We start from the raw sequence: 24,852 nt of genomic DNA, 5'->3' as shown, positions 1-24,852 counted from the left end.
CGGTGAATTTCCAGGTCACAGTCCTGAAGATCCTCGTGAGCTACCCGGGCGGGTTCGCTTCGATCGCGGACCTCAAACGCGATATGGCGATCCTTGCGACTAGCGGGAAGGACTGGGCCGAACGCACCAAACGCCTAGCTTCCCGCGTGCCTGATCTTGATATCTTTTCGCAAGGCCTCATCGAACGCCTGAATGGCGGCTGGCGTATCACGGACAAAGGGCGCTCCGTGCTCGACCTCATGGAGGCTCGGCCCGGCGCCAACGAGCCGCAGCGCGTCGAAGAGGTTCGACCCGCGCCGCCCAAACCAGCCGTGCCTCCGCAGCGGCTTCCGGCGGAGTCGGACCCGCGCCGGCGCGAACGCCGGCAGCGCCGCCGCGCGGCTCGCGAACGATCGAGGGCGAACGCCTCCTAGGAAGGCTCTACATTCGCGAGCAAGGAATCCGAGCACCCCTTCGCTGCTTCAGAAGAGACCCACCTCAAGGCCGAGTCCTTATCACCAGGGACAGCAGCAGGTGCAAACCATCCAGGCGTTGTTTTGAACTTCAGTCACCGCGCGAGCGGGCCGCTTCAGCCTCGCCGCCTTCAATCCGCTCCCAATTTTTTTGGACCATCCACAGCGTCATATTTGGAATCATGCGGCTAAGTTATTGATCTACTGCAACTTTAGTGATTCGCATAAGTTTCATTATGGAATATCCGAAGGGCGAAGTCGCGGTGGACGGGACCGTTCACTGCAGCTGTGGGGCTTCGCCGGACGTAGCCACGACGGGCTTTGCGCACGAGCCAAGCCTCGAGCGCCTCGACGGCCTGCACCCGGCCCAGCGGACAGATCGAGGCGCCGGCGGCCGCGCTTTCCGAGACGGCCCCATTCCCGCAGCAATGCAGTGTCGCCAAACAGGGCTGGCTCGATCATGAGCACATAGAAGCGGGACATGTTCCGGGCCGGATCGCGGCGTTCGAGCACGAGGTATTGCAGTGAGTTCGGACAAACGTCAGAATCGTAGCTGCCGAAAGGGCCGTCCAATTAAATTACTGAATCGTCAGGTTGCGAGCGTCGCTGTCGAATCGACTAGAGCGATTCGACGTGTGGCCTTAGCAGGTCAACCGTTTCGATCAGTCCCGCAGCCTCCATCACGAGCAATAGCTCCGCTGGCGTCATTTCCGGTTTTTTGAACCGTTCGCGCATACGCCGAATGGCTGCAACGGCGCGAGCTTCGTCGAGTGCAATGGTATCCGCAATGAAAGCGTCGGCGGATTTCGCCTCCATGTTCAGGTCGGAAAGAACTGTCGCCGGAAAGTCCTTAAGGTTTTCCGTTACGATCATTGCGGCTTGCGTCTTGGCCGCCGCAGCAACAACGTGGTGATCGCCGGGATCGGGGAGACCCGCCGCAACCGGCAAGAAGTTGTCAAAATCTGTAACCATGGCATCTTCGAAGGCAGCTTCCATGCTGGCGCGCGCCCGCTCCGCGCGCGCCGTTGCATCGTCAAAGCCTTTGCCGCTCAAGATTTCCTCGATAGCTGCTTCGGTCTCGTCCAGGACGCGGCTCGACCAGCGGAGACGAAAAAATTCCGCCTCCGCCAGGGAGAGCAGCAGGTTCCTTTTGAGCGCGCTCGCAAGCGAGCACGCATCGACGAACGCGGTGAAACGGTTTGCAAACAAGCCTACAGATGCTCCGCGTCCAGCTCGGCGAGATTCGCAAGCGCGTTGCCTCGCTTCTCATCACGCGTGCGCTTATAGGCGAATAGGTCCTCTGCCCTAATCCTGCGATGACGCCCCACTGTCACATGCTGAATTTCGTTCTTCTCAAGCAGCGAGACTAGAAACGGACGTGAGACATTCAGGATGTCGGCAGCTTGCTGCGTGGTCAACATCTCATGCACAGGCACGAGCGTCACCGCATCGCCGCGACCGATATGCCGAAGCAATTCCATCAAGAGGCTCGACAGGGCCGGCGACAAGGTTATCTCAGCAGCCTGTTGCGCATCGTCGAGCACGCGCAGTTTGGCGTCTCCCGTCGCATGCGACGCGAGAATCTGACGAAGCTGGTTGGCTGCCGCCTTCTCGCTCGCGGAAGGCAGGCGAGTACCCCCCAGCTCTTCGGCGTAGGCTGGCATGGTCATCGTATCTTCTCCCCTGTACGGCTTTGTATGTACGCCATATTCGAAATAAACGCAACAAGTGAAATAAACGAAACGCCCTAAAGTTCCTAGTCAGCCCCGGCCCTCCTTCAAGCAGGTCGACTTCATGGGACGGCTTTTAGAGCCATCCGAGCTCATGAACCGGATGGGAGGAGATCTGGACCAGGAAAAAATTGGCGCAAACCGCCTCTCAAAGGGCTCCTGGCCAATTCTGCAGCACGTGCAGGTTCAGCGCGATCCTTCGCAAGGACCGTTCTGGTTGTTCCCATTCTAGGAATATATCCCAAAATCTATGCTATGCGAACAATATCAACAACTTAGTATTATGCAGTATTCATCGCGCCGTTGCAACCGGCTGGGCAAATCGGCCTGGACCTGATCGAGCATGCCACCAATATCGCGCTAATGTTTTGCGAAGCTTCATCTGGTTGCTGTCGCTCTTCCAGTCTGGCGATGTCACGGTGGACGGGATGGTTCATTGAAGCTGTGGAATTTCGCCGGACGTAGCCACGACGGGCTTTGCGCACGAGCCAGGCCTCGAGTGCCTCGACGGCCTGCACCCGCCCTGCGAACAGATCGAGGCGCCGCCGGCCGCGCTGGCCGAGACGCCCCCATTCGCGCACCAATGCAGTATCGCCAAAGAGGGTCGACTCGATCGTGAGCACATAGAACCGGGCCATGTTACGGGCCGGATCGCAGCGTTCGAGCACGACGTATTGCACCGTGAGTTCGGACATGCGCCAGAATCGCATGCTGCCGAAACGGCCGTCCAATTAAATTACTGAATCGATCAGGACGAACGATTCAAAATTTTTATGCCAGCGAGCTTCCCGGCTATTTTCCAGCCGCTCACCGAGCGAGAATTGGCGTTGCCCCTGTGGGACCCAGCTTACGGCTGCGCTGAAGCCCCGCAAGCGGGTCTTCCCTTTAACGGGCTGCCATCTCTGGATTGATCGTCGTCGCACCCATTGCGGCTCGGATTCTGCTCATGGAGCGGCGGACCGCTTCAAGGGAGGCCGCGCTCGCGTTTTAGCGCCGCGCGAAGCACTATGCATTAAGACGATCCTTCGTTCCCTCGAAGGAGCCCGGGCCAGTAGTGTCCGTCTTTCGTCGGTCGTGGCCCAAAAATCGCTTGGCCAACTCTAATGACGTCAGCCCCCTCTTCGATTGCTATCTCGAAGTCGCTTGTCATGCCCATAGAGAGCAGGCTAAGTCGCGGCGATGTCCTATCGTTAACGCGTCTCGCAGCCGCCGCAGCAACTTGAAACACCCGCGAACCTTGTCGGCGTCACCACTGAAGATGGCGAGAGTCATAAAGCCGCGAGGAATCAGGCCCGGATAGTCGGGAAGCCGACGCACAAAGTCACCCACTTCGTTCGGCGCGAGACCGTATTTGCTCACCTCACCGGAGGTGTTGACCTGGACGAATACGCAAGGGGGGACTGTGCAGCAAGTGGTGGACCGTCACCGCGCGGCCTTGACTCAGGCGCGCGCTTCCACAGCGCAATTCCGCGTTAGCGGAGGTGCCCGTTCGACCTATCAGTCGCGCGTAAAGCCGGCGCAGAGCCAGCCGATTAGCCAAAAGCCATAGAACAGAGCCGCTGCGGAGACGGTCGACGCTACGGCACCATATGCGAATGGCTCAATCGCATATTCCAAAGGCGCCGGCTTTTCTTTCGCGTAGGAGAGGACCGTAGGAAGGCCTTCATAATAGAACGGGCCTGACGGGCAGCCGGTCGCATCAAAATCGATCTTCGTCTGATCATAGCTTTTCATCTTGATCGGCCAGTTGTTCCGCACTCTATCATTCATGCAGACGGCCTGCTCGTAGCGACCCTGCGCACTGTTTTGCTGGCCTATGGCAATCGGAATTGTGATCGCGAAGCCACCGACCAACGCGATGACGCCGAGTACAATGCCAATGCGTTTGAAGCCTCTGATGAATCGCGCGCCGGCCGTGAGCGGGGGCTTAAGCGGTGGTGCGTAGGGGCGTAGATCAGTCATGGGGTTTCCATCAAATCGCAACCGCAGGTCGACGGCAAGGGGAGGCCTTGATACGATTGGCCTACTTCCTTCGGGTCCGCCGTCGCGACTTGCGTCAGATGGCGCCAATCTTCACGCAGAGTGCATGGGCGACCATGAATATCGGGAGGGCGATGAGGAACCATACAATGGCGCCCGAGTCGCGATCCGGCGCAAACTCGCGGTTCGCGTCTGTCTCGCGGCCGTGGGGGACAGCCGTAAAGACCTGACCATGAAGGCTGCGCTTGCCAGCCTTCCTCAATAGCTGTTTGACTGTAGTTTGCGCCCGCGCCTCACGATCTACGGCAATCTTTGAAGTACGCATCAATGCCCTCCCGTGTCATCTGCAATGTTACTGGGTCGGTTATCAGCTCGGCTCTGTCATCGTCGGGAAAGTAAACGAAAGGCGTCATGCCGGTGTAACCGCCAAAGCCATTCTTCGCGTTTACCTCTCCGCAAATGGTGGCCCTGCCGATTACGCCCCGGCCTTCGAATATCCGACCGAAGCGAGCGGCGTCGGGATCTTTGAGCATGCGCACGATCGCTCGCCGCGCTTTCGGAAACGACTCCTGCGATTGATCATTCGCCTGTTTCATTGCTGGCGCCTTCGTAGCTGGCCGTGGCACGGCTGTTGCCGCGCCGATTGCTTTAGCCGCCGCCAACTGCAAGCTTTCCGACGGCGGAGATTTGAAGAGAGGGGGAAGAAAGAACAGCAACGCCACACCGGCTACAAAGCCGAGGGCAACAATTGCCCAAAGCGACCGGGTCATGAAATACCCCCTCAAAATGGGAAGCGTATCGCAACCCGGGCGGGCGGAAAAGCTCCTCCGGTGGGGGGGCGGCCTGATACCGTCGGCGTCAATTTGATTGGTGGCGGCGTCAAGGCGGTCAATGCCCGCCGTCACATTGTTAGAGGTCGTCACCGTGACGTTGCCGCCGCCCGCGGTCGTCGCCGCGATCGCGCCGAGACCGCCAGAGTTGCCGCCCGTAACCGCACCCGTCGGCGTCACAACGATGTTGCCGTTGTTGGCTGCATTGGTGATCTGCGCTGCGATACCAGGTGCGGCACCGCCATTGAGGGTCCCGCTCGGATTGATCGTGATGTCGCCGCTGGTGCTGGTGGCGCTATTGGTCACACTAATGGCCGGACCGACGCTTGATGTGCTGATGCTGCCAATGCCACCGACGCTCATGCTGCCAGTGCTGCTGGAGGTCGCGCGGATTCCGCCAAAGCCGGGCGCGGTAATGGCGCCGTTGAACGTGATCGACGTATTGCCGGTCCCACCGGTGATGCTGGAAAGGATGCCCACATTGCCGGGGACGTTGATCTCCCCCGCCACGATGGTGATGCCGCCACTGCCGCCGCCCGCCACCTGGGCGTTGATGCCGTCATTGACCGCAAAAATCGGCGTCGCCGTGATGTTGATGGCGCCGGTCGACGTAGTCGCCACCACGCCGCTGCTCAGCCGCGCACCAGAAGTGCCGAGTTGGCCGCCGGTTGCATTGACCACGATATTGCCGCTGGTCGTGCTCGCGTCGATCCCGCCCCCGCTTGGTACGCATACGACGAGGACCGCCTGATTGACGCATGCGCGCGGGCACGGCGAGCTCTATGATGGCGTTGCGTGAAGGTCAGGCGGCCTGCTGACCGGCGGGCTTGTCGGCTTGGCGCAGGAGCTTCCATTCCCAGGGCAGCAGTTCGTGCAGACGCGACGCGGGAAGATCGGCGATACGGGCGAGGACGTCGGCGAGCCAGGCCTTGGGATCGACGTCGTTGAGGCGACAGGTCGTGATCATCGTCAGCATGATGGCGGCACGGTCGGCGCCACGCTGGCTGCCGGCGAAGGTCCAGTTGCGCCTTCCCAAGGCGATGCCCCTCAATGCGCGCTCAGCGCAATTGTTGGTCAAGCAGATCCTGCCATCGTCGAGGAAGCGGGCGAAGTCGTCCCAGCGCCTGAGCATGTAGTTCATAGGCTTCAGGACCTCGGAGGAGCGCGAGAGGGTTTCGCGCTCACGCAGCAACCAGGCGTGCATGTCCTCGAGAAGCGGCTTGCTCTTTTCCTGGCGCACGGCGCGCCGCTCGTCGGCGCCGCGGCCGTTGATGGCACGCTCGATCTCGAACAACGCATCGAGGCGTCTGACCGCCTCCAGCGCGATCGGAGAGACCGGTTTGCCCTTCTTACCTTCCCGAGCATTTTTCTCGATGTCAGCCAACTCGAAGAAGCCCCGCCGCGCATGGGCCAGGCAAAACGCCGGTGTGATCGGCATCGCTTTCTTTTGCGGGTCGAACAGCGGCTCGAAGCCGTTGTAGCAATCGGCTTGCAGGATACCGGCGAAGGCGGCCAGATGCTTCTGGGGGTGCTCGCCTCGTCGGTCGCTCGAGGCGTAATAGACCGCCGCCGGCGGCGCAGGCCCGGCGAAGGGCCGGTCATCCCGCACATAAGTCCAGATCCGCCCGGTCGTGCACTTGCCCTTCGCCAGGATACGGATGGTGGTGTCGTCGCCATGCAGGCGCTCGGCAGCGAGTACATGGCGTTCGATCAAGTGGAAGAGCGGCATGACGGCAAAGGTCCCGTGGCCGACCTGGTCGGCCAGGGTCGACAACGGCAGGTCGATCCCCTCGGCCTTAAAGCGCGCGCTCTGGCGGTTGAGCGGGATATGCATGCCGAACTTGTCGAACAGGATCGTCGCCAGCAATTGTGGGCCGATGAAGCCGCGCGGCGTGGCATGGAACGGCGCGGGCGGCTGGCTGATCTTCTCGCAATCGCGGCAGGTGAACTTCTCGCGTACCGTCTCGATGACCTTGAAGCAGCGCGGGATCTCCTCCAGCGTCTTGGTCACATCCTCACCGATCTTCGCCAGCCGCGATCCACCGCAGCAGGCGCAGCTCGTTGGAGCCTCAATGACGACGCGCTCGCGTTCGATGTCATCCGGCCATGGCTTGCGCACCGGCCGCTTGCGCGTGAAGGCGCGTACGCTCTGCGCCTTTGCCGCCGCGGCCTGCGCGGCGAGCTCATCCTCGCTCGCCGTGGTGACGAGTTCTTCAAGTTCCAATTCCAACTGCTCGATCAGCCGCGCCGTGCGCTCGGAACGCGGCCCGTACAGTTCGCGTTTGAGCTTCTCGATCCGCAGCTCGAGATGCGCGATCAGCGCCTCATTGTCCGACAGCTTCGCCCGCGCGTTGGCCGCTTCGGCTTGCCAATTGATGGCTTCGGCCTGTATCCGGCTGACCTTCGCCGCGGCCGCATCGCGTTCGACCTCGACCCTCAGCCGCGCGTCGCGTTCAGCCCGCAACGCCTCACGTTCGATCAACAGCGCCGCCTGGGCGCTGGCGAGATCCGAAGGAAGGTCATCCGGCTTCAAACTCATGAAGCCAGTGAATCAGATTTCCCGGTAGGTTCAATCGCAGAATGCTATCCAACTCGCGTTGGACGCAAAGTTTCTTGAGGATTCCGCCAGTCGATCCCAGATAGCAGGTAAGAAAGCTGCGCCGGAGAGATCGTCACGGCTTCACCGGCAGCCGAAGGCCAGATGAATCTTCCTCTTTCGAGTCTTTTTGTAAACAGGCACGCTCCCTGAGAATCGTGCCAGATGATTTTTATCAGATCTGAACGGCGCCCCCTGAAGCAAAACAAATGACCCCCCAGTGGGTCATGCTTCAAGACCTCCTGCACCTGCAAAGCCAGGCTCGGAAAGCCGCGCCGCATATCGGTATGGCCCGTCGCCAGCCATACCCGCACGCCAGAGGGGATCGGAATCATCGCAGCGCCTTCAACACCGCCGACACCAGCAAGGGCGGCGCCGACCCGCAAATCCTGATCCGTCCGCTCCCCGTCAATTCCACCACGATCACTTCACCGGACGGTGCCGCTTCCTTGATCGGCTCCGCTTCCATCGCCGCTTCCACAAAGCCCTGGTCAGCAAGGTCCTGGCGAAGCCGACGCCGCCAGGTGTAAATCAGCCCCGTTGAAATATCGTGATCCCGCGCAACCTGCGCCACACACGATCCCGGCGCAAAGGCCTCCGCAACGATCCGGCACCGCTCATCCTCGCTCCAACGCCGCCGGCGTTCCGGCCCCGTCAGCACCGAAATCTGACCCATCAATCGCTCTTAAGCTCGCTCTTAAACACGTGCTTATGAGTGCTCAATCCGCCTCTCAGAACAAGGCGGCCTTCATCGTGGGCGTACCCCGCTTGCGCCTCCCTGAAGGATGCCGTTCGTCATATTGACGAAGACATTGCCGCTGGTCGCGGTGGCATTGACGTTGGGGCCAACGCCCAACGCAGTATTGGTCCCGCCGGTAATATTCACCGTGCTATAACCACGAACTCGTATATCATTGAAATAACTTTATAATTCGGCGGCGCAGCCCCGAAAACCCGGCCGCTGCTGTTGCACTGCGACCGGCATCTGAAAGTCGCCACAAGGGGCCGAGCGCGGCGACAAGTGCAGCGAGGGCGGGCAACCCAATCGGATTCAATGCACGCCTTGGTTTGCCCTTACAAGGAAGCTTTCACTTGAGCGACATGCGATGCTGTCGCGACGGACAAACAAGGGGCGCGCCACGTGACGAATCGCGCGACAGCGAGATCGCGTGCAGTGCGGTTCATACACTCTGTTTATAGATGCAGAAAAAAATCCTGGTTCGAAAGGGGAACGATGCCGGTGAGATGAACTTCCAAGTTTGTTGCTCCGCCTAGCTCGGCGATTCCGCTCGAATTCGCGTATACGATGGTTTCATTGTGGGCCGCATCGAAGAACCAAGCTACCGAGTGAGCTGAGACTTGGCTGGTTGCCGATGCAAGGGGAGTACTATTGACTGACGCTACGCCGGCGAAGGACGTGAAATCGAAGTGATCTGACGCATGTGTGAAATCGGTGATCACGTCATAGTTGCTTACACCAGGGGCGGAATCAGAGGCCGCAGTGTAGATAAAAGTATCGTTCCCCGCACCACCGGTGAGGATGTCTTTGCCGGCACCTCCGCTCAGGAAATCATTTCCTGCCCCCCCGTTTATGGTGTCATTGCCTGCTTCCCCGACGATAGTGTCGATAGTGCCGGTGGATGTGGCATTCGGCGCCTCACTGCTCTGATCGAGCGGGACAGGCGGATCAGTTACTAAAGTTCCCCCGCTGCCATCGCCAGTAAAGTGAAAATTCTCAAGCGTATAGTTCCCTACCATGTTGATATGAGCGGTATGCGATCCATCGGTTACCGTAAGAACGTTATTCTCATAGCTCTTCGCAAATTGCGAAGATGCAAAATCGATGTCCCTTAGATCTAACTTATCAGAAGTCGCGGGTTCTCCGGTGCCGGTACCCGTGAACCCAGCAATCGTCCCTGCAAATGCAGAAGAGTTTAGAAGTGTGAGTTCACCCGTCGCCCCGCTCGCGAAAGTAACATGGTCATTAGATGCCTGGTTGTATTGAATGTGCGAGGTCCCATAGATTACTGCATTGCCGCCGCTGGTTTCGGCAGATGAGATTACGATGTCTCCTCCATGAGCATTGATAGTCCCGCTATTGGCTAGAGTGCCCGTGAAATCGAGAGTTCCACCCGTTACCGTCACCGTTCCATTGTTGTTGAATGCTGCGCTGATCGTCGAGTCGGCCGCGCTGCCGCTCTTCGTGAAGGTACCGAGATTGTTGACCGCCGCCGTGCTGCCGTCATCACTGCCGCCACGGTTGCTGGCGAAGACGTACATTCCGCTCGTGGTCTGGTCGTCGAATGTCGCGCCGGCCGCAATCGTCAGGACGCCGGAGCCGATGTCGCTGATGCCGGTGTTCGGATCGCTGCCATTCAGATCGATCTGAGCATATGCTCCCGTCGCCGTGCTGCTGCCGCCAAGCTGCAGCGTCCGCCCGCCATCCAGCCCAAAATATGAATTCGTGAACGTAGCTCCGCCCGACGCCTGCGTCGTTCCCGACCCGCTCTCCGTGCCGCCAGAGAACGTCGACAATCCCGTCGCCGTTAGTGTGCCGGTACCGTCGAGCTCGCCTCCCGACTGCGCCAGCGAACCTGTTGTAGCCGCCCCGGCAAACGTCACCGTGCCGCCACTGACCGTGGTCGTACCTGTCCCACTATATGTGCCGTTGATCGTCGTCTGTCCGCCGCTGAAAGTCGCATTACCGACAATACTGGAGGTCGCATCGAGCGTGTGAGTGCCGCCGCCAAAATCGACCGTACCCGCGCCGGTGTAGCTGCCACCAACATCCGTGCCACCGTTGCTGAGGTGCAGCGTGCCGCTGCTAACGTTCACCACTCCCTTGTTGTTGAATGCCGTGCTGATCGTCGAGTCGGCCGCGCTGCCGCTCTTCGTGAAGGTACCGAGATTGTTGACCGCCGCCGTGCTGCCGTCATCACTGCCGCCACGGTTGCTGGCGAAGACGTACATTCCGCTCGTGGTCTGGTCGTCGAATGTCGCGCCGGCCGCAATCGTCAGGACGCCGGAGCCGATGTCGCTGATGCCGGTGTTCGGATCGCTGCCATTCAGATCGATCTGAGCATATGCTCCCGTCGCCGTGCTGCTGCCGCCAAGCTGCAGCGTCCGCCCGCCATCCAGCCCAAAATATGAATTCGTAAACGTAGCTCCGCCCGACGCCTGCGTCGTTCCCGACCCGCTCTCCGTGCCGCCGGAGAAAGCCGACAGTCCCGTCGCCGTCAGCGTGCCGCTGCCGTTGAGCTGACCGCCAGACTGCGTAATGGTCCCCACAGTCGCGTTGGCGCTGCTGACATTCAGCGTTCCAGATGTCACGGACAGCGCGCTACCCAAACTTGACACCGCCCCGGCAAGGGTCGCCGTGCCACCACTGACCGTGGTCGTCCCAGACACATTGTAGCTGCCATTGATCGTGGTGGAGCCATTGCTGAACGTGACATTTGCGATCGCGACGCTGGAGGCCGCATCGAGCGTGTGAGTACCGCTGCCAAAATCGACCGTACCCGCGCCGGTGTAGCTGCCACCAACATCCGTGCCACCGTTGCTGAGGTGCAGCGTGCCGCTGCTAACGTTCACCACTCCCTTGTTGTTGAATGCCGTGCTGATCGTCGAGTCGGCCGCGCTGCCGCTCTTCGTGAAGGTACCGAGATTGTTGACCGCCGCCGTGCTGCCGTCATCACTGCCGCCACGGTTGCTGGCGAAGACGTACATTCCGCTCGTGGTCTGGTCGTCGAATGTCGCGCCGGCCGCAATCGTCAGGACGCCGGAGCCGATGTCGCTGATGCCGGTGTTCGGATCGCTGCCATTCAGATCGATCTGAGCATATGCTCCCGTCGCCGTGCTGCTGCCGCCAAGCTGCAGCGTCCGCCCGCCATCCAGCCCAAAATATGAATTCGTAAACGTAGCTCCGCCCGACGCCTGCGTCGTTCCCGACCCGCTCTCCGTGCCGCCGGAGAAAGCCGACAGTCCCGTCGCCGTCAGCGTGCCGCTGCCGTTGAGCTGACCGCCAGACTGCGTAATGGTCCCCACAGTCGCGTTGGCGCTGCTGACATTCAGCGTTCCAGATGTCACGGACAGCGCGCTACCCAAACTTGACACCGCCCCGGCAAGGGTCGCCGTGCCACCACTGACCGTGGTCGTCCCAGACACATTGTAGCTGCCATTGATCGTGGTGGAGCCATTGCTGAACGTGACATTTGCGATCGCGACGCTGGAGGCCGCATCGAGCGTGTGAGTACCGCTGCCAAAATCGACCGTACCCGCGCCGGTGTAGCTGCCACCAACATCCGTGCCACCGTTGCTGAGGTGCAGCGTGCCGCTGCTAACGTTCACCACTCCCTTGTTGTTGAATGCCGTGCTGATCGTCGAGTCGGCCGCGCTGCCGCTCTTCGTGAAGGTACCGAGATTGTTGACCGCCGCCGTGCTGCCGTCATCACTGCCGCCACGGTTGCTGGCGAAGACGTACATTCCGCTCGTGGTCTGGTCGTCGAATGTCGCGCCGGCCGCAATCGTCAGGACGCCGGAGCCGATGTCGCTGATGCCGGTGTTCGGATCGCTGCCATTCAGATCGATCTGAGCATATGCTCCCGTCGCCGTGCTGCTGCCGCCAAGCTGCAGCGTCCGCCCGCCATCCAGCCCAAAATATGAATTCGTGAACGTAGCTCCGCCCGACGCCTGCGTCGTTCCCGACCCGCTCTCCGTGCCGCCGGAGAAAGCCGACAGTCCCGTCGCCGTCAGCGTGCCGCTGCCGTTGAGCTGACCGCCAGACTGCGTAAGCGAACCCATACTTGCCGTATCGGCCAGGGTCACTGTGCCGCCCGTTTCGGCAAGACTGTTGATGACCGATATCCCATTTACTGTAAGTGCCCCCCCGCTGAGCGACAGCACCCCGGCCATGGCATACAATCTGCCGACTGTGTCGCTGCCCGTGGTATGTGACACCTCCACTGGCAGGTTAATCAATGCAACATCCTGTGCTCCCGGCAAAGAATTGGTGCTCCAATTTCCCGGAACATTCCAGTTGCCATCACCTGCGATCCACTGCACGGAGCTGATGCTCGTCGTCACCGTCACCGCGATCGCCTGGCTGTCGATCCCGCCGAGGCCGTCCGAGGCCTGCACCGTCACGTCATAGACATTGTTGCCGCCGGCATCGGTCGGCGCCTCGAAGTTCGGCGCCGTGGCAAAGGCCAGCGCGCCCGTCGTGCTGTCGATGGTGAACTTGGCGGCATCCGCCCCGCCGACGATCGAATAGCTCAGCGTCGCCCCGACATCCGGGTCGCTCGCCACCACCGTGGTCACCGCGGTACCGTTCTCCGCCACGCTGACCGCAGCCGTGGCGCCGCCGCCGTTCGAGCTGATCACAGGCGCCTCGTTGACGTTGGTCACCGTCACCGCGATCGCCTGGCTGTCGGTGCCGCCGAGGCCGTCGGAAGCCTGCACCGTCACGTCATAGACGTTGTTGCCGCCGGCATCGCTCGGCGCCTCGAAGTTCGGCGCGGTGGCAAAGGCGAGCGCGCCGGTCGTGCTGTCGATGGTGAACTTGGCGGCATCCGCCCCACCGACGATCGAATAGCTCAGCGTCGCCCCGACATCCGGGTCGCTCGCCACCACCGTGGTCACCGCGGTACCGTTCTCCGCCACGCTGACCGCAGCCGTGGCGCCGCCGCCGTTCGAGCTGATCACAGGCGCCTCGTTGACGTTGGTCACCGTCACCGCGATCGCCTGGCTGTCGGTGCCGCCGAGGCCGTCGGAGGCCTGCACCGTCACGTCGTAGACGTTGTTGCCGCCGGCATCGGTCGGCGCCTCGAAGTTCGGTGCCGTTGCAAAGGCCAGCGCACCGGTCGCGCTGTCGATGGTGAACTTGGCGGCGTCGGCGCCGCCGACGATGGCATAGCTCAACGTCGATCCCGCATCCGGGTCGCCCGCCACCACCGTGGTCACCGCGGTCGCGTTCTCCGCCACGCTGACCGCAGCCGTGGCGCCACCGCCGTTCGAGCTGATGACAGGCGCCTCGTTGACGTTGGTCACCGTCACCGCGATCGCCTGACTGTCGGTGCCGCCGAGGCCGTCGGAGGCCTGTACCGTCACGTCGTAGACATTGTTGCCGCCGGCATCGGTCGGCGCCTCGAAGTTCGGCGCGGTGGCAAAGGCGAGCGCGCCGGTCGTGCTGTTGATGGTGAACTTGGCGGCATCCGCCCCACCGACGATCGAATAGCTCAGCGTCGCGCCGGCATCGGGGTCGCTCGCCACCACCGTGGTCACCGCGGTCGAGTTCTCCGCCACGCTGACCGCGGCGGTGGCGCCGCCGCCGTTCGAGCTGATGACAGGCGCCTCGTTGGCGTTGGTCACCGTCACCGCGATCGCCTGGCTGTCGGTGCCGCCGAGGCCGTCGGACGCCTGCACCGTCACGTCATAGACGTTGTTGCCGCCGGCATCGCTCGGCGCCTCGAAGTTCGGTGCCGCAAGGAAGGCCAGCGCCCCGGTCGTGCTGTCGATGGTGAACTTGGCGGCATCCGCCCCGCCGACGATGGCATAGCTCAACGTCGATCCCGCATCCAGGTCGCTCGCCACCACCGTGGTCACCGCCGTCGAGTTCTCCGCCACGCTGACCGTGGCCGTGGCGCCGCCACCGTTCGAGCTGATGACAGGCGCCTCGTTGGCGTTGGTCACCGTCACCGCGATCGCCTGGCTGTCGATCCCGCCGAGGCCGTCCGAGGCCTGCACCGTCACGTCATAGACATTGTTGCCGCCGGCATCGGTCGGCGCCTCGAAGTTCGGCGCCGTGGCAAAGGCCAGCGCGCCCGTCGTGCTGTCGATGGTGAACTTGGCGGCATCCGCCCCGCCGACGATCGAATAGCTCAGCGTCGCCCCGACATCCGGGTCGCTCGCCACCACCGTGGTCACCGCGGTACCGTTCTCCGCCACGCTGACCGCAGCCGTGGCGCCGCCGCCGTTCGAGCTGATCACAGGCGCCTCGTTGACGTTGGTCACCGTCACCGCGATCGCCTGGCTGTCGGTGCCGCCGAGGCCGTCGGAAGCCTGCACCGTCACGTCATAGACGTTGTTGCCGCCGGCATCGCTCGGCGCCTCGAAGTTCGGCGCGGTGGCAAAGGCGAGCGCGCCGGTCGTGCTGTCGATGGTGAACTTGGCGGCATCCGCCCCACCGACGATCGAATAGCTCAGCGTCGCCCCGACATCCGGGTCGCTCGCCACCACCGTGGTCACCGCGGTACCGTTCTCCGCCACGCTGACCGCAGCCGTGGCGCCGCCGCCGTTCGAGCTGATCACAGGCGCCTCGTTGACGTTGGTCACCGTCACCGCGATCGCCTGGCTGTCGGTGCCGCCGAGGCCGTCGGAGGCCTGCACCGTCACGTCGTAGACGTTGTTGCCGCCGGCATCGGTCGGCGCCTCGAAGTTCGGTGCCGTTGCAAAGGCCAGCGCACCGGTCGCGCTGTCGATGGTGAACTTGGCGGCGTCGGCGCCGCCGACGATGGCATAGCTCAACGTCGATCCCGCATCCGGGTCGCCCGCCACCACCGTGGTCACCGCGGTCGCGTTCTCCGCCACGCTGACCGCAGCCGTGGCGCCACCGCCGTTCGAGCTGATGACCGGCGCCTCGTTGACGCCGGCTACGAGGTTGAAGCTGGCGGTCGAACTCGCCGACAGCGAGCCATCCGAAGCGGTGTAATTGAACGTTACCGGACCGGTGTACCCGGCCGCCGGTGTATAGGTCCAGGTGCCGTCGTGGTTGTCGACAATCGCTCCGCCGCCGGTTGCCACGCTCACTGCGGAGATCGACAGCGGCGGTCCATCGACGTCGGTGACATTGGCCAGCAGCGTCGCCGCGTTGATGGTGTAGACCGTGTCTTCCGTCCCTTGGGCCAGGGTGACTGGCGCCGCCACCGGCGCCTCGTTGGCGTTGGTCACCGTCACCGCGATCGCCTGGCTGTCGATCCCGCCGAGGCCGTCCGAGGCCTGCACCGTCACGTCATAGACATTGTTGCCGCCGGCATCGGTCGGCGCCTCGAAGTTCGGCGCCGTGGCAAAGGCCAGCGCGCCCGTCGTGCTGTCGATGGTGAACTTGGCGGCATCCGCCCCGCCGACGATGGCATAGCTCAACGTCGATCCCGCATCCAGGTCGCTCGCCACCACCGTGGTCACCGCCGTCGAGTTCTCCGCCACGCTGACCGTGGCCGTGGCGCCGCCACCGTTCGATGTAATTGCGGGTGCATGATTGCTGCTGTTGATCGTCACCGTGACCGTCTGCATGGCCGTTCCACCATGGCTGTCGTTGACGGATACCGTGAACGTGTCACTGTGGCTCTGCCCCGCCGTGATGATCTGCGCCGCCGCTTCGCTGACCTCGTAGTTCCAGATCAGTACGCCGCCAGTACCGCTCCCCGTCGCGTCGTGCGACAGTGCGACCGTCAGCATTCCTAGATTGCCCGCCTGCGGCACAGCCGAGGCGGAATGCACATCGGTCAGATCGACATCCGAGAACGATAGCGTCCCGCTAGTCGTCAGCGTGGTGGCGGCCGGATCCTCCGTCACCGAACCCAAAGCAGAGTCCGTCGCTCCGATCGCGATCACCGGCAGATCGTTGTTGCCGGTCACGGTGATCGTGATCGGCTGCGTCGCCGACAGGCCGTGAATGTCGACGACGTCGACATTGAACGTGTCGGTGACGATCTGGTCCGCCGCCAGCCGCTGAACGTTCGCCTGGTCGTTCGCCAGCGTGTAATCCCAATGGCCAGTCTGGCTAATCGTGAGCGCGCCGTAGGTCCCCTCCAAGGTCGAATCGGCTTCCGCCGGCGCCCACGAAACGATTTCAGCACGCGTCCAGTTCTCGTCATCGGCTGTAGTCAGGGTATCCGAGCCGAAAATATTGCCAGTGACCGAGAAGCTGTGGGTCGACGTCACACCTCCGCCGTGCAGCAAGTCGAACGAGGCATAAATGATGCCGGGATTGGAGGCCTGATGGGAAAGCCGCAAGGCGATTTGGTCGTCACCGGTCGCCGGCGACAGCCGGATGCTCTGCAGTAGTTGCGAAGTATCGGCATCGAAATCGAAGTTCCAGAGTTGCACGCAGACAATCCCATCCGAGCCTTGCTGGACAACCAAGGCAGGTGCATCGTCCCCCGATTGCGTGGCACTTCGGTCGGTCAGCCGGATTCCATACGCCTCGCGGGAGTTCGCCGGCAGGATCAGGTCGAAACGGCCTTCGACCACGAAGCTCGCATTGCTCTTCAGCCCGTTCACCGTATTTGCAGGGTCGATATTTGAAAGCAGCCGAGCAGCGGATCCGACGAAGGGATCAGGCGTCCCGGCCCCAAAAAGCGGCGCAGCACCACCGCCGTCCACATTCAAACGTCCATTCGATTCCGTGAAGGTACCGACCGTGCCGTACGAGGCGGGGTTGCCGGGCGCCGACGGCGGGGGATTACCGTCGCTGAACGTATCGTCGAAGAACGCAGCGCCATTCTTCGTGATCTTGAACTCGTCCACCTGGAAATGAAAATCGGCCGGATGGCTGAAGCTGCCGCCCTCCACCTGCCAAATGATGCTGTCGTTATCGAGGTCCTGCGCCGTCAGTTGGCCCGACGCCGTAATAGTGCCATCTTCCTGAACATTTCCAGTCTGCGGGCCGGAGGTGATGACCGGCGCCTCGTTGGCGTTGGTCACCGTCACCGCGATCGCCTGGCTGTCGGTGCCGCCGAGGCCGTCGGAGGCCTGCACCGTTACGTCATAGACGTTGTTGCCGCCGGCATCGCTCGGCGCCTCGAAGTTCGGTGCCGCAAGGAAGGCCAGGGCCCCGGTCGTGCTGTCGATGGTGAACTTGGCGGCATCCGCCCCGCCGACGATCGAATAGCTCAGCGTCGCCCCCCCATCGGGGTCGCTCGCCACCACCGTGGTCACCGCGGTACCGTTCTCCGCCACGCTGACCGCAGCCGTGGCACCGCCGCCGTTCGAGCTGATCCCCGGCGCCTCGTTGGCGTTGGTCGCCGTCACCGCGATCGCCTGGCTGTCGGTGCCGCCGAGGCCGTCGGAAGCCTGCACCGTCACGTCATAGACGTTGTTGCCGCCGGCGTCGCTCGGCGCCTCGAAGTTCGGCGCCGTGGCAAAGGCCAGCGCACCGGTCGCGCTGTCGATGGTGAACTTGGCGGCGTCGGCGCCGCCGACGATGGCATAGCTCAGCGTCGATCCCGCATCCGGGTCGCTCGCCGCAACCGTCGTCACCGCCGTCGAGTTCTCCGCCACGCTGGCCGTGGCCGTGTCGCCGCCACCGTTTGAGGTAATGACCGGCGGATGGTTGGCGCCGGCTACGAGGTTGAGGCTGGCGGTCGAACTCGCCGACAGCGATCCATCCGAAGCGGTGTAATTGAACGTTACCGGACCGGTGTACCCGGCCGTCGGTGTATAGGTCCAAGTGCCGTCATGATTGTCGACGATCGCTCCGCCACCGGTTGCCACGCTCACCGCGGAGATTGACAGCGACGGTCCATCGACATCGGTGACGTTGGCAAGCAGCGTCACCGCGTTGATGGTGTAGACCGTGTCTTCCGTCCCCGGCACCAGGGTGACTGGCGCCGCCACCGGCGCATCGTTCACAGGCGTTATGTTGACCGTAACGATGTTACCGACGCCAGTATGAGCATCCTGGAAGGCGTAGAGAAGCTGGACACTCGGCGGTGGTGTATCACTTTTGTCAGCATAGGTAATATGATGCAGCACGTCATTGACGAGCGCCGTCGTCGCTGGAGTCTCTGCGCTTGTAAACTGCACAAATAAACGGCCGCCCGGAACACCCACAATCGTGTTGTTGAAAGTCGCGAAGACTAAACCATTGGAAAGAAGTGTACCGGACCGAAGCGGATCGCCGTTCACCGTGAAACTTGCCCCGGAGGTATCGAAGCTGAACGAATCTTCGGGATTTACCCCACCCCATCGGACGATGGAAACCAGTGATCCTGCATAATCTCCTGCACCGCCGTTGAGCGCCGAATATTCAGCATCAAAAACCGTTACATCCGTATCGAGCAGGGCCAGGGTCTGTTCGACGCTAGACACTGTGAGATCGACATTCGTCAGTACCGGCGCATCATCAACTGCCGTCACGTTGATGGTCGCGGTGGCGGTGCCAGTTGAAGTCCCGCCGTCGCCATCGTTCAAGGTGTAAGTTACTGCGCGCGCTAGGGTCGACGGAGTGTCAGAGCTGTTCGAATAGAGGATGTGCTCGAGAAGAGCTGAGACCGCCGTAGGCGTGGCGCTTGGACTATCGAACGTGACGACCAGATCGGCACCGTTAGCGCCACCCGCTAGGGTACCGATCACTGCGCCACCATACGTCACATTGCTGCCGCTGACGCCGATCTGACCGACGCCTGCACCCTGATTCTGGATCGTCAGCTGATCCGCCGCGGTCCCATTTGCCGCAAAGGTGACCGTTAACGAGCCGCCGTTAAAATCCGCAGAATCAGTATCGGTCACGGTAGCTGCAGCGGAAATAGCCACCGCCGCCTGATTCTCTGCATAGCTAAGCGTGTTGCCCGCCGTCACAACCGGCGCCTCGTTAACGTTGGTCACCGTCACCGCGATCGCCTGGCTGTCGGTGCCGCCGAGGCCGTCGGAAGCCTGCACCGTCACGTCATAGACGTTGTTGCCGCCGGCATCGCTCGGCGCCTCGAAGTTCGGCGCGGTGGCAAAGGCGAGCGCGCCGGTCGTGCTGTCGATGGTGAACTTGGCGGCATCCGCCCCACCGACGATCGAATAGCTCAGCGTCGCCCCGACATCCGGGTCGCTCGCCACCACCGTGATCACCGCGGTACCGTTCTCCGCCACGCTGACCGCAGCCGTGGCGCCGCCGCCGTTCGAGCTGATCACAGGCGCCTCGTTGACGTTGGTCACCGTCACCGCGATCGCCTGGCTGTCGGTGCCGCCGAGGCCGTCGGAGGCCTGTACCGTCACGTCGTAGACATTGTTGCCGCCGGCATCGGTCGGCGCCTCGAAGTTCGGTGCCGTTGCAAAGGCGAGCGCGCCGGTCGCGCTGTCGATGGTGAACTTGGCAGCATCCGCCCCGCCGACGATCGAATAGCTCAGCGTCGCCCCGGCATCGGGGTCGCTCGCCACCACCGTGGTCACCGCGGTACCGTTCTCCGCCACGCTGGCCGTGGCCGTGGAGCCGCCACCGTTCGAGCTGATCGCCGGATCGTGATTGAGGATCTGAGCGACTGCAACTGTTTGGTCCGCGAACTGAAACAACTCCACATTAGAAACTGTGTCGTTGCCATCAGGGGAGCTAGGCCGCGTATCAATAATGGAATAGCTGCCGTCCGCGTTTAGCGAGACGTTGTAGTTCGATCGATTGCCGGAATAAACCGCCGTGTCCGCATCCGCTCCGCCGTCGATGATGTCATTGCCAGCACCGCCGATAAGCGTATCTGTTCCAAGATACCCAAGCAGCTGGTCGTTGCCGCCCCGTCCATCGAGCTGATCGGCCCCAAAGCCTGCAAACAGGATGTTGTCGGCGCCATTTCCGAGGATCGTGTCATTGCCCGCATTGGTGAGGACGTTCTCGATTGAGATCAGCGTGTCGTTACCAACAGTCGTTCCAGTCGCAACCCCCGCTGCAAGGTCAACAAAAACGTTTTCGCCTATATCGTTGCCTATCTGAAGCGTATCCTGTCCAGCTCCGCCATCGATGAAATCGTCTCCATCAGAGCCGCCACCGAACCGGCCTTCAAAGAATTGGTCGGCGCCGGCACCGCCGAGCAACGTGTCGTTGCCGTCACGGCCGGAAAACTGGTCGTTGCCGTCGAGGCCCGTAAAGGTGTTCGCACCGGCATCACCCGTGAAACTGTCATTGAAGTTGGTGCCGATAGCGTTCTCGATGCCGGACAGCGTCTCAAGATTGTCGAAGCCGTCCCGGGCCAATCCCTGCCCGAGATCAACAACAGCACGGAAAGTGCCGCCCTCAGCAGAATCCTGGGAAAAATCTACTGTATCGATCCCGCTGCCGCCGATAAACGTGTCAACCCCGGCCCCGCCACGCAGCAGATCGTTGTCAGCGCCGCCATCAAGCGTATCGCTGCCAGCCAGCCCGATCAGCGTGTCATTGCCCCCAAGCCCACTGACCGTATCTTCCTCAGCGGTTCCTGTGAGAACGTTGTCGCCGGCGTCACCCACAACATTGCCCGTGACGTTCGTCACGCTCACCGCGATCGCCTGACTGTCGGTGCCGCCGAGGCCGTCGGAGGCCTGCACCGTCACGTCGTAGACGTTGTTGCCGCCGGCGTCGGTCGGCGCCTCGAAGTTCGGCGCGGTAGCAAAGGCCAGCGCCCCCGTCGTGCTGTCGATGGTGAACTTGCCGGCATCCGCCCCGCCCACAATGGTATAGCTCAGCGCCGCCCCCGCATCCGGGTCGCTCGCCACCACGCTCGTTACCACCGTGCTGTTCTCCGCCGCGCTGAGCGTGGCCGTGGCGCCGCCGCCGTTCGAGCTGATGACAGGCGCCTCGTTGACGTCCGTGACCGTAACCACGACATTCTGGGTCGTCGTCAGTGTGGCGTTCGTCCCATCCGAAACCCGAACGATCACGGTGTATCCGGGGTATGGCAGGTGCGTCGGTAGCATGTGCGTGTCGGTTTCAAAATCGGGCGCCGACCTGAACGACAACGCACCCGTCGGGGCATCGATCGAGAAGAGATTGTTGTCGACCGTGTCCGCATCGAGCGAATAGACGATCGAGTGAAACAACCCGACATCTTGGTCGCTCGCCGCAACAGTACCTACCGCTGTGGTATTCTCCGGAACGCTGAAGGTCTGGCCGGCCGCGACGACCGGCGCCTCGTTGACGTTGGTCACCGTCACCGCGATCGCCTGGCTGTCGGTGCCGCCGAGACCGTCGGAAGCCTGCACCGTCACGTCATAGACGTTGTTGCCGCCGGCATCGGTCGGCGCCTCGAAGTTCGGCGCCGCAAGGAAGGCGAGCGCGCCGGTCGTGCTATTGATCGTGAACTTGCCGGCATCCGCTCCGCCGACGATGGTATAGCTTAGCGTCGCCCCCGCGTCCGGGTCGCTCGCCGCAACCGTCGTTACCGCCGTCGAGTTCTCCGCCACGCTGGCCGCAGCCGTGGCGCCGCCACCGTTCGAACTGATGACAGGCGGATGGTTGGCGCCGGCTACGAGGTTGAGGCTGGCGGTCGAACTCGCCGACAGCGAGCCATCCGAAGCGGTGTAACTGAATGTTACCGAACCGGTGTACCCGGCCGCCGGTGTATAGGTCCAGGTGCCGTCGTGGTTGTCGACAATCGCTCCGCCGCCGGTTGCCACGCTCACCGCGGAGATCGACAGCGGCGGTCCATCGACGTCGGTGACATTGGCCAGCAGCGTCGCCGCGTTGATGGTGTAGACCGTGTCTTCCGTTCCCGACGCCAAGGTGACTGGCGTCGCCACCGGCGCATCATTGACCGGCGCGATATTGACTGTGATCGTCTGGCCTGCGCCGAACTGAGCATCCTGAAATACGTAGAGGAGTTCAACGCTGGACAGCGGGCTATCGCTCTTGTTTGCATAGGTAATGTGACGCAGCACATCGTTGACGAGTGCCGTCGTTGCGGCAGTCTCCGTGCTTGTGAACTGAACGAAAAAATGACCGCCTGGAACACCCACGGTCGTATTATTGAAGGTCGCAAAGGTTAACCCAGCAGACTGAAGCGTGCCCGATTGAAACGGATTGCCGTTCACCGTAAAATTTGCACCGGTGGTGTCGAAACTGAAAGAATCCTCCGTGTTGACCCCACCGTTTCGAACAATCGATAAATTGCCGCCTGCGTAGTTTCCGGCACCGCCATTGAGAGCAGCAAAATCAGCGTCGAAAGCCGTCGCGTCGATGTCGAGCAGTGCCAGAACCTGCTCGGTGCTCGACGCCGTCGGCCCGACATTCGTCAGCACCGGGTTGTCGTTGACGTTGGCAACCGCGGCCGTCGGTCCACCGACCAGCTGCTCCGGCGTACCATGGCCGTCCGTATAAAAGACAAGTACACGAATTTGCGCGCCAACGTCGACATCGCCGAGCGTATAGGTCGCCTGGTCGGAGCCGATATTGCTGGGCGTCCAGCCGCCGCCCATCGAGCGCTGCCAGACGTAGTGCAGTGGCCCAAGCCCGTCCGCATCCGCCAACGTAGAGGTGTCGGCCGTAATAACTTGATCCTCTGCAATCGTCCCGGTGATCGTTACCCCGCCCGTCGGCGCATCGTTGACGTTTGCCACCGTTGAAGTCGGAGCACTGCTCACGCTTTCCAGCATGCCATGCCCGTCGGTGTAGGTCGCCACAACGTCGACCGTGTGCCCGACATCGGCATCGCCCAACATGTAAGTCGTACCCGTCGCCCCACCAATATCGACACCGTCGCTCTGCCATTGGTAGCTGATCGATCCCAGACCATCGGCGTCCGCCAGCGTGTTCGATGCCGTCAGCGTCTGATCTTCCGTCGGCGTGCCGGAGACCGTTACCGACCCAGTGGGCGAGGCATTAGTCGCCACCGTCACTGCGTAGTTGCTCGAGACATTGCTCACATTGCCCGCGATGTCAGTAATTTTTGCATTTAAGCTGTAGTTGCCCGCGCTCAAAGGCGACGTCGTAATATCCACAAAACCATTGGTGATGTCGGCGTCCAACAACGTCACAGCGGCACCCAAGGCAGTGGCACCGTTGAAGAGCTGTAAAGCGTCGCCCGCTACGGCATTGGTGCCGGTCAGTACAACGTGTACCGTCGGAGTGGTGTCGTCAGTGCTTCCGCCATTCGCCACGGTACCAGTCACTGGCAAAACGTTGTCCGTGACCTGAGTGATTGCCGGTGCATTTGGAGCAACCGAATCGATTGTCACAGACAACGCGCTCGAAGCCGCGCTCGTATTTCCTGCTGCGTCAGTCGCCCTGGTTGTGATGTTGTGCGTCCCGTTCGACAATGTCGCCGTTGCAATCGTGTAGGTGCCGCCAACGGCGACCCCCGTTCCGACCGCAACGCCGTCGCTGAAGATGGTTACGGTGCTGCCGCTTTCAGCCGTGCCCGTGAACGTCGGCGTTGTTTGCTTCGTGATATTATCAGTGCTCGAAAAGCCGGAGTCGGATGCCGCAGCCAGATCGGATGTCGCCTGCGCTGCAGGCGCAGACGTGTCAATATGCAATATACCCGAAGGGTTGTTGACAGCTCCGCTCGTATTGGCGTTGTTCCCGACCCTATCTCGAACGCTCGAGCCGTTCAAATTGAACGCTGTCACCGTCAAGTCAGCCGTGTCCTGTCCGGCGGCAACTGTATAGCTAAAGGTCAGCGCATTTGTGCCAGAACCGCCGACGAAGGTCGCAATCCCGCCGTCGTTCAGCGACAGGCTGGGAACTTTGCTGCCAGGACCGCTGACCGTAACTGTCTCGCTGAAATTGACCGTCAACGTGACGATCTTCCCAGCGTTCAGGTCTCCGTTGCCGCTAGTGATTCCGGGACCCGAGGCGGCGACCGAAGAAACGGCTGGCGCGGCCGTGTCGATAACAAGGGTCCCAACCGGATTAAAACTATTTGCGCCGGTCAGTACGGCGTTATTACCGGCCGTGTCCTTGATGGTCGAACCATTGAGGTTGAGTGCGCTGGTGACCGCCAAACTGAGGTCGGAGGCGTTCTGGCCGGCCGCAACCGTGTATTTGAAAGTCAACGTATTGCTACCAGACCCGCTCGTATAAGCCGCGATCCCGCCGTCATTCAAGGCAAGCGTTGGAGTTCCGCCCGAAGTGTTCACTATCACGGTCTCACCGAAAGTGACCGTAAACGAAACGATGTCACCCACTTTCAGCGTGCCGTTTCCGCTTGCAATTCCAGAACCGGACGTTGTTATCGTGGAAATGGTTGGCGCGGTGTTGTCGACTGTAACAGCCTTCGTGTTCAGGATGGTTGAGCCGCTTGTCGCTCCGTCCGTCAAAGTGATTGTGTAGTTGCCGTCGGCGAGAGCGGTCCCGGAGAAATCAAAGGTCCAGCTCGTTTGTCCCGACGCGAGATTTACCGTCCCGATTAATGTGCGCGAAACGTAAGTTCCGCCGATAATCCAGATGCCGAGAACGCTCGCACCGGTATCCTTATCAGTGCCACTGAAAACAAGCGTATTATCGTTGGTGATAAAATCACCTGCCGTGCCGGAGTCAGTTGCTAATCCGGTGAGCGCGGCTTTTTTGACAGACATAATCCCCTCCAAAAATTGGC

Annotated in this window: 12 protein-coding genes and 1 pseudogene; 1 reads left to right on the top strand and 12 read right to left on the bottom strand. The window is 61.8% G+C overall.

What is annotated here, in order from left to right:
* Positions 1 to 2: 2 nt before the first annotated feature.
* The gene (locus IVB18_RS50745; RefSeq protein ID WP_247991997.1) at positions 3 to 413 is read left to right on the top strand and encodes a hypothetical protein; all 411 of its coding nucleotides are present in this window, start codon (positions 3 to 5) and stop codon (positions 411 to 413) included.
* A gap of 273 nt (positions 414 to 686) precedes the next feature.
* Here the strand turns inward: IVB18_RS50745 and IVB18_RS50740 are convergent, their stop codons facing one another.
* The 12 genes and pseudogenes from IVB18_RS50740 to IVB18_RS50685 all read right to left on the bottom strand — a co-directional run bounded on the left by IVB18_RS50740 (position 687) and on the right by IVB18_RS50685 (position 24,832).
* Positions 687 to 914: a hypothetical protein gene (locus IVB18_RS50740; RefSeq protein ID WP_247992268.1), complete on the bottom strand. Its 228-nt coding sequence runs from the start codon at positions 912 to 914 to the stop codon at positions 687 to 689.
* A gap of 156 nt (positions 915 to 1,070) precedes the next feature.
* Positions 1,071 to 1,661: a PIN domain-containing protein gene (locus tag IVB18_RS50735; protein ID WP_247991996.1), complete on the bottom strand. Its 591-nt coding sequence runs from the start codon at positions 1,659 to 1,661 to the stop codon at positions 1,071 to 1,073.
* 2 nt (positions 1,662 to 1,663) lie between these two features.
* Entirely contained in the window at positions 1,664 to 2,122 is a 459-nt protein-coding gene (locus IVB18_RS50730; RefSeq protein ID WP_247320916.1) for a helix-turn-helix domain-containing protein, read from the bottom strand.
* A 341-nt stretch (positions 2,123 to 2,463) separates the two neighbouring features.
* The gene (locus IVB18_RS52105) at positions 2,464 to 2,877 is read right to left on the bottom strand and encodes a WGR domain-containing protein (RefSeq protein ID WP_346732694.1); all 414 of its coding nucleotides are present in this window, start codon (positions 2,875 to 2,877) and stop codon (positions 2,464 to 2,466) included.
* A 317-nt stretch (positions 2,878 to 3,194) separates the two neighbouring features.
* A pseudogene (locus IVB18_RS50720) lies at positions 3,195 to 3,571 on the bottom strand (alanine racemase); the annotation flags it as partial.
* Between the two features lie 108 nt (positions 3,572 to 3,679).
* Positions 3,680 to 4,144 (bottom strand): hypothetical protein, encoded by a 465-nt coding sequence (locus IVB18_RS50715; RefSeq protein WP_247991995.1) that lies wholly within the window; start codon positions 4,142 to 4,144, stop codon positions 3,680 to 3,682.
* A gap of 94 nt (positions 4,145 to 4,238) precedes the next feature.
* Positions 4,239 to 4,487 (bottom strand): hypothetical protein, encoded by a 249-nt coding sequence (locus IVB18_RS50710; RefSeq protein ID WP_247991994.1) that lies wholly within the window; start codon positions 4,485 to 4,487, stop codon positions 4,239 to 4,241.
* Positions 4,456 to 5,673 (bottom strand): hypothetical protein, encoded by a 1,218-nt coding sequence (locus IVB18_RS50705; protein ID WP_247991993.1) that lies wholly within the window; start codon positions 5,671 to 5,673, stop codon positions 4,456 to 4,458. The genes IVB18_RS50710 and IVB18_RS50705 overlap by 32 nt, the downstream gene beginning before the upstream one ends.
* A 121-nt stretch (positions 5,674 to 5,794) precedes the next feature.
* The gene (locus tag IVB18_RS50700) at positions 5,795 to 7,531 is read right to left on the bottom strand and encodes an IS66 family transposase (protein WP_247991992.1); all 1,737 of its coding nucleotides are present in this window, start codon (positions 7,529 to 7,531) and stop codon (positions 5,795 to 5,797) included.
* 44 nt (positions 7,532 to 7,575) lie between these two features.
* On the bottom strand, positions 7,576 to 7,923 hold the full coding sequence (gene tnpB / locus IVB18_RS50695; protein ID WP_082758020.1) for an IS66 family insertion sequence element accessory protein TnpB: 348 nt from the start codon (positions 7,921 to 7,923) through the stop codon (positions 7,576 to 7,578).
* A complete protein-coding gene (locus IVB18_RS50690; protein WP_188106852.1) occupies positions 7,920 to 8,264 on the bottom strand; it encodes a transposase in 345 nt (114 codons plus the stop codon). The genes tnpB and IVB18_RS50690 overlap by 4 nt, the downstream gene beginning before the upstream one ends.
* Before the next feature lie 518 nt (positions 8,265 to 8,782).
* Positions 8,783 to 24,832, bottom strand: coding sequence for a cadherin domain-containing protein (locus IVB18_RS50685; RefSeq protein ID WP_247991991.1), 16,050 nt, complete (start codon positions 24,830 to 24,832; stop codon positions 8,783 to 8,785).
* Between the last annotated feature and the right edge of the window lie 20 nt (positions 24,833 to 24,852).

This window comes from Bradyrhizobium sp. 186, assembly GCF_023101685.1.
Classification (GTDB): domain Bacteria; phylum Pseudomonadota; class Alphaproteobacteria; order Rhizobiales; family Xanthobacteraceae; genus Bradyrhizobium.
The sequence above is the reverse complement of the archived record's forward strand: the minus strand, read 5'-3'. Positions and strand labels throughout refer to the sequence as shown.

Bases quoted from the DNA above. Each gene is read 5' to 3' on its own strand.
- IVB18_RS50740 (WP_247992268.1), bottom strand. From the start codon at position 914: ATGATCGAGCCAGCCCTGTTTGGCGACACTGCATTGCTGCGGGAATGG.
- IVB18_RS50730 (WP_247320916.1), bottom strand. From the start codon at position 2,122: ATGACCATGCCAGCCTACGCCGAAGAGCTGGGGGGTACTCGCCTGCCT.
- IVB18_RS52105 (WP_346732694.1), bottom strand. From the start codon at position 2,877: ATGTCCGAACTCACGGTGCAATACGTCGTGCTCGAACGCTGCGATCCG.
- IVB18_RS50715 (WP_247991995.1), bottom strand. From the start codon at position 4,144: ATGACTGATCTACGCCCCTACGCACCACCGCTTAAGCCCCCGCTCACG.
- IVB18_RS50710 (WP_247991994.1), bottom strand. From the start codon at position 4,487: ATGCGTACTTCAAAGATTGCCGTAGATCGTGAGGCGCGGGCGCAAACT.
- IVB18_RS50700 (WP_247991992.1), bottom strand. From the start codon at position 7,531: ATGAGTTTGAAGCCGGATGACCTTCCTTCGGATCTCGCCAGCGCCCAG.
- tnpB (WP_082758020.1), bottom strand. From the start codon at position 7,923: ATGATTCCGATCCCCTCTGGCGTGCGGGTATGGCTGGCGACGGGCCAT.
- IVB18_RS50690 (WP_188106852.1), bottom strand. From the start codon at position 8,264: ATGGGTCAGATTTCGGTGCTGACGGGGCCGGAACGCCGGCGGCGTTGG.
- IVB18_RS50685 (WP_247991991.1), bottom strand. From the start codon at position 24,832: ATGTCTGTCAAAAAAGCCGCGCTCACCGGATTAGCAACTGACTCCGGC.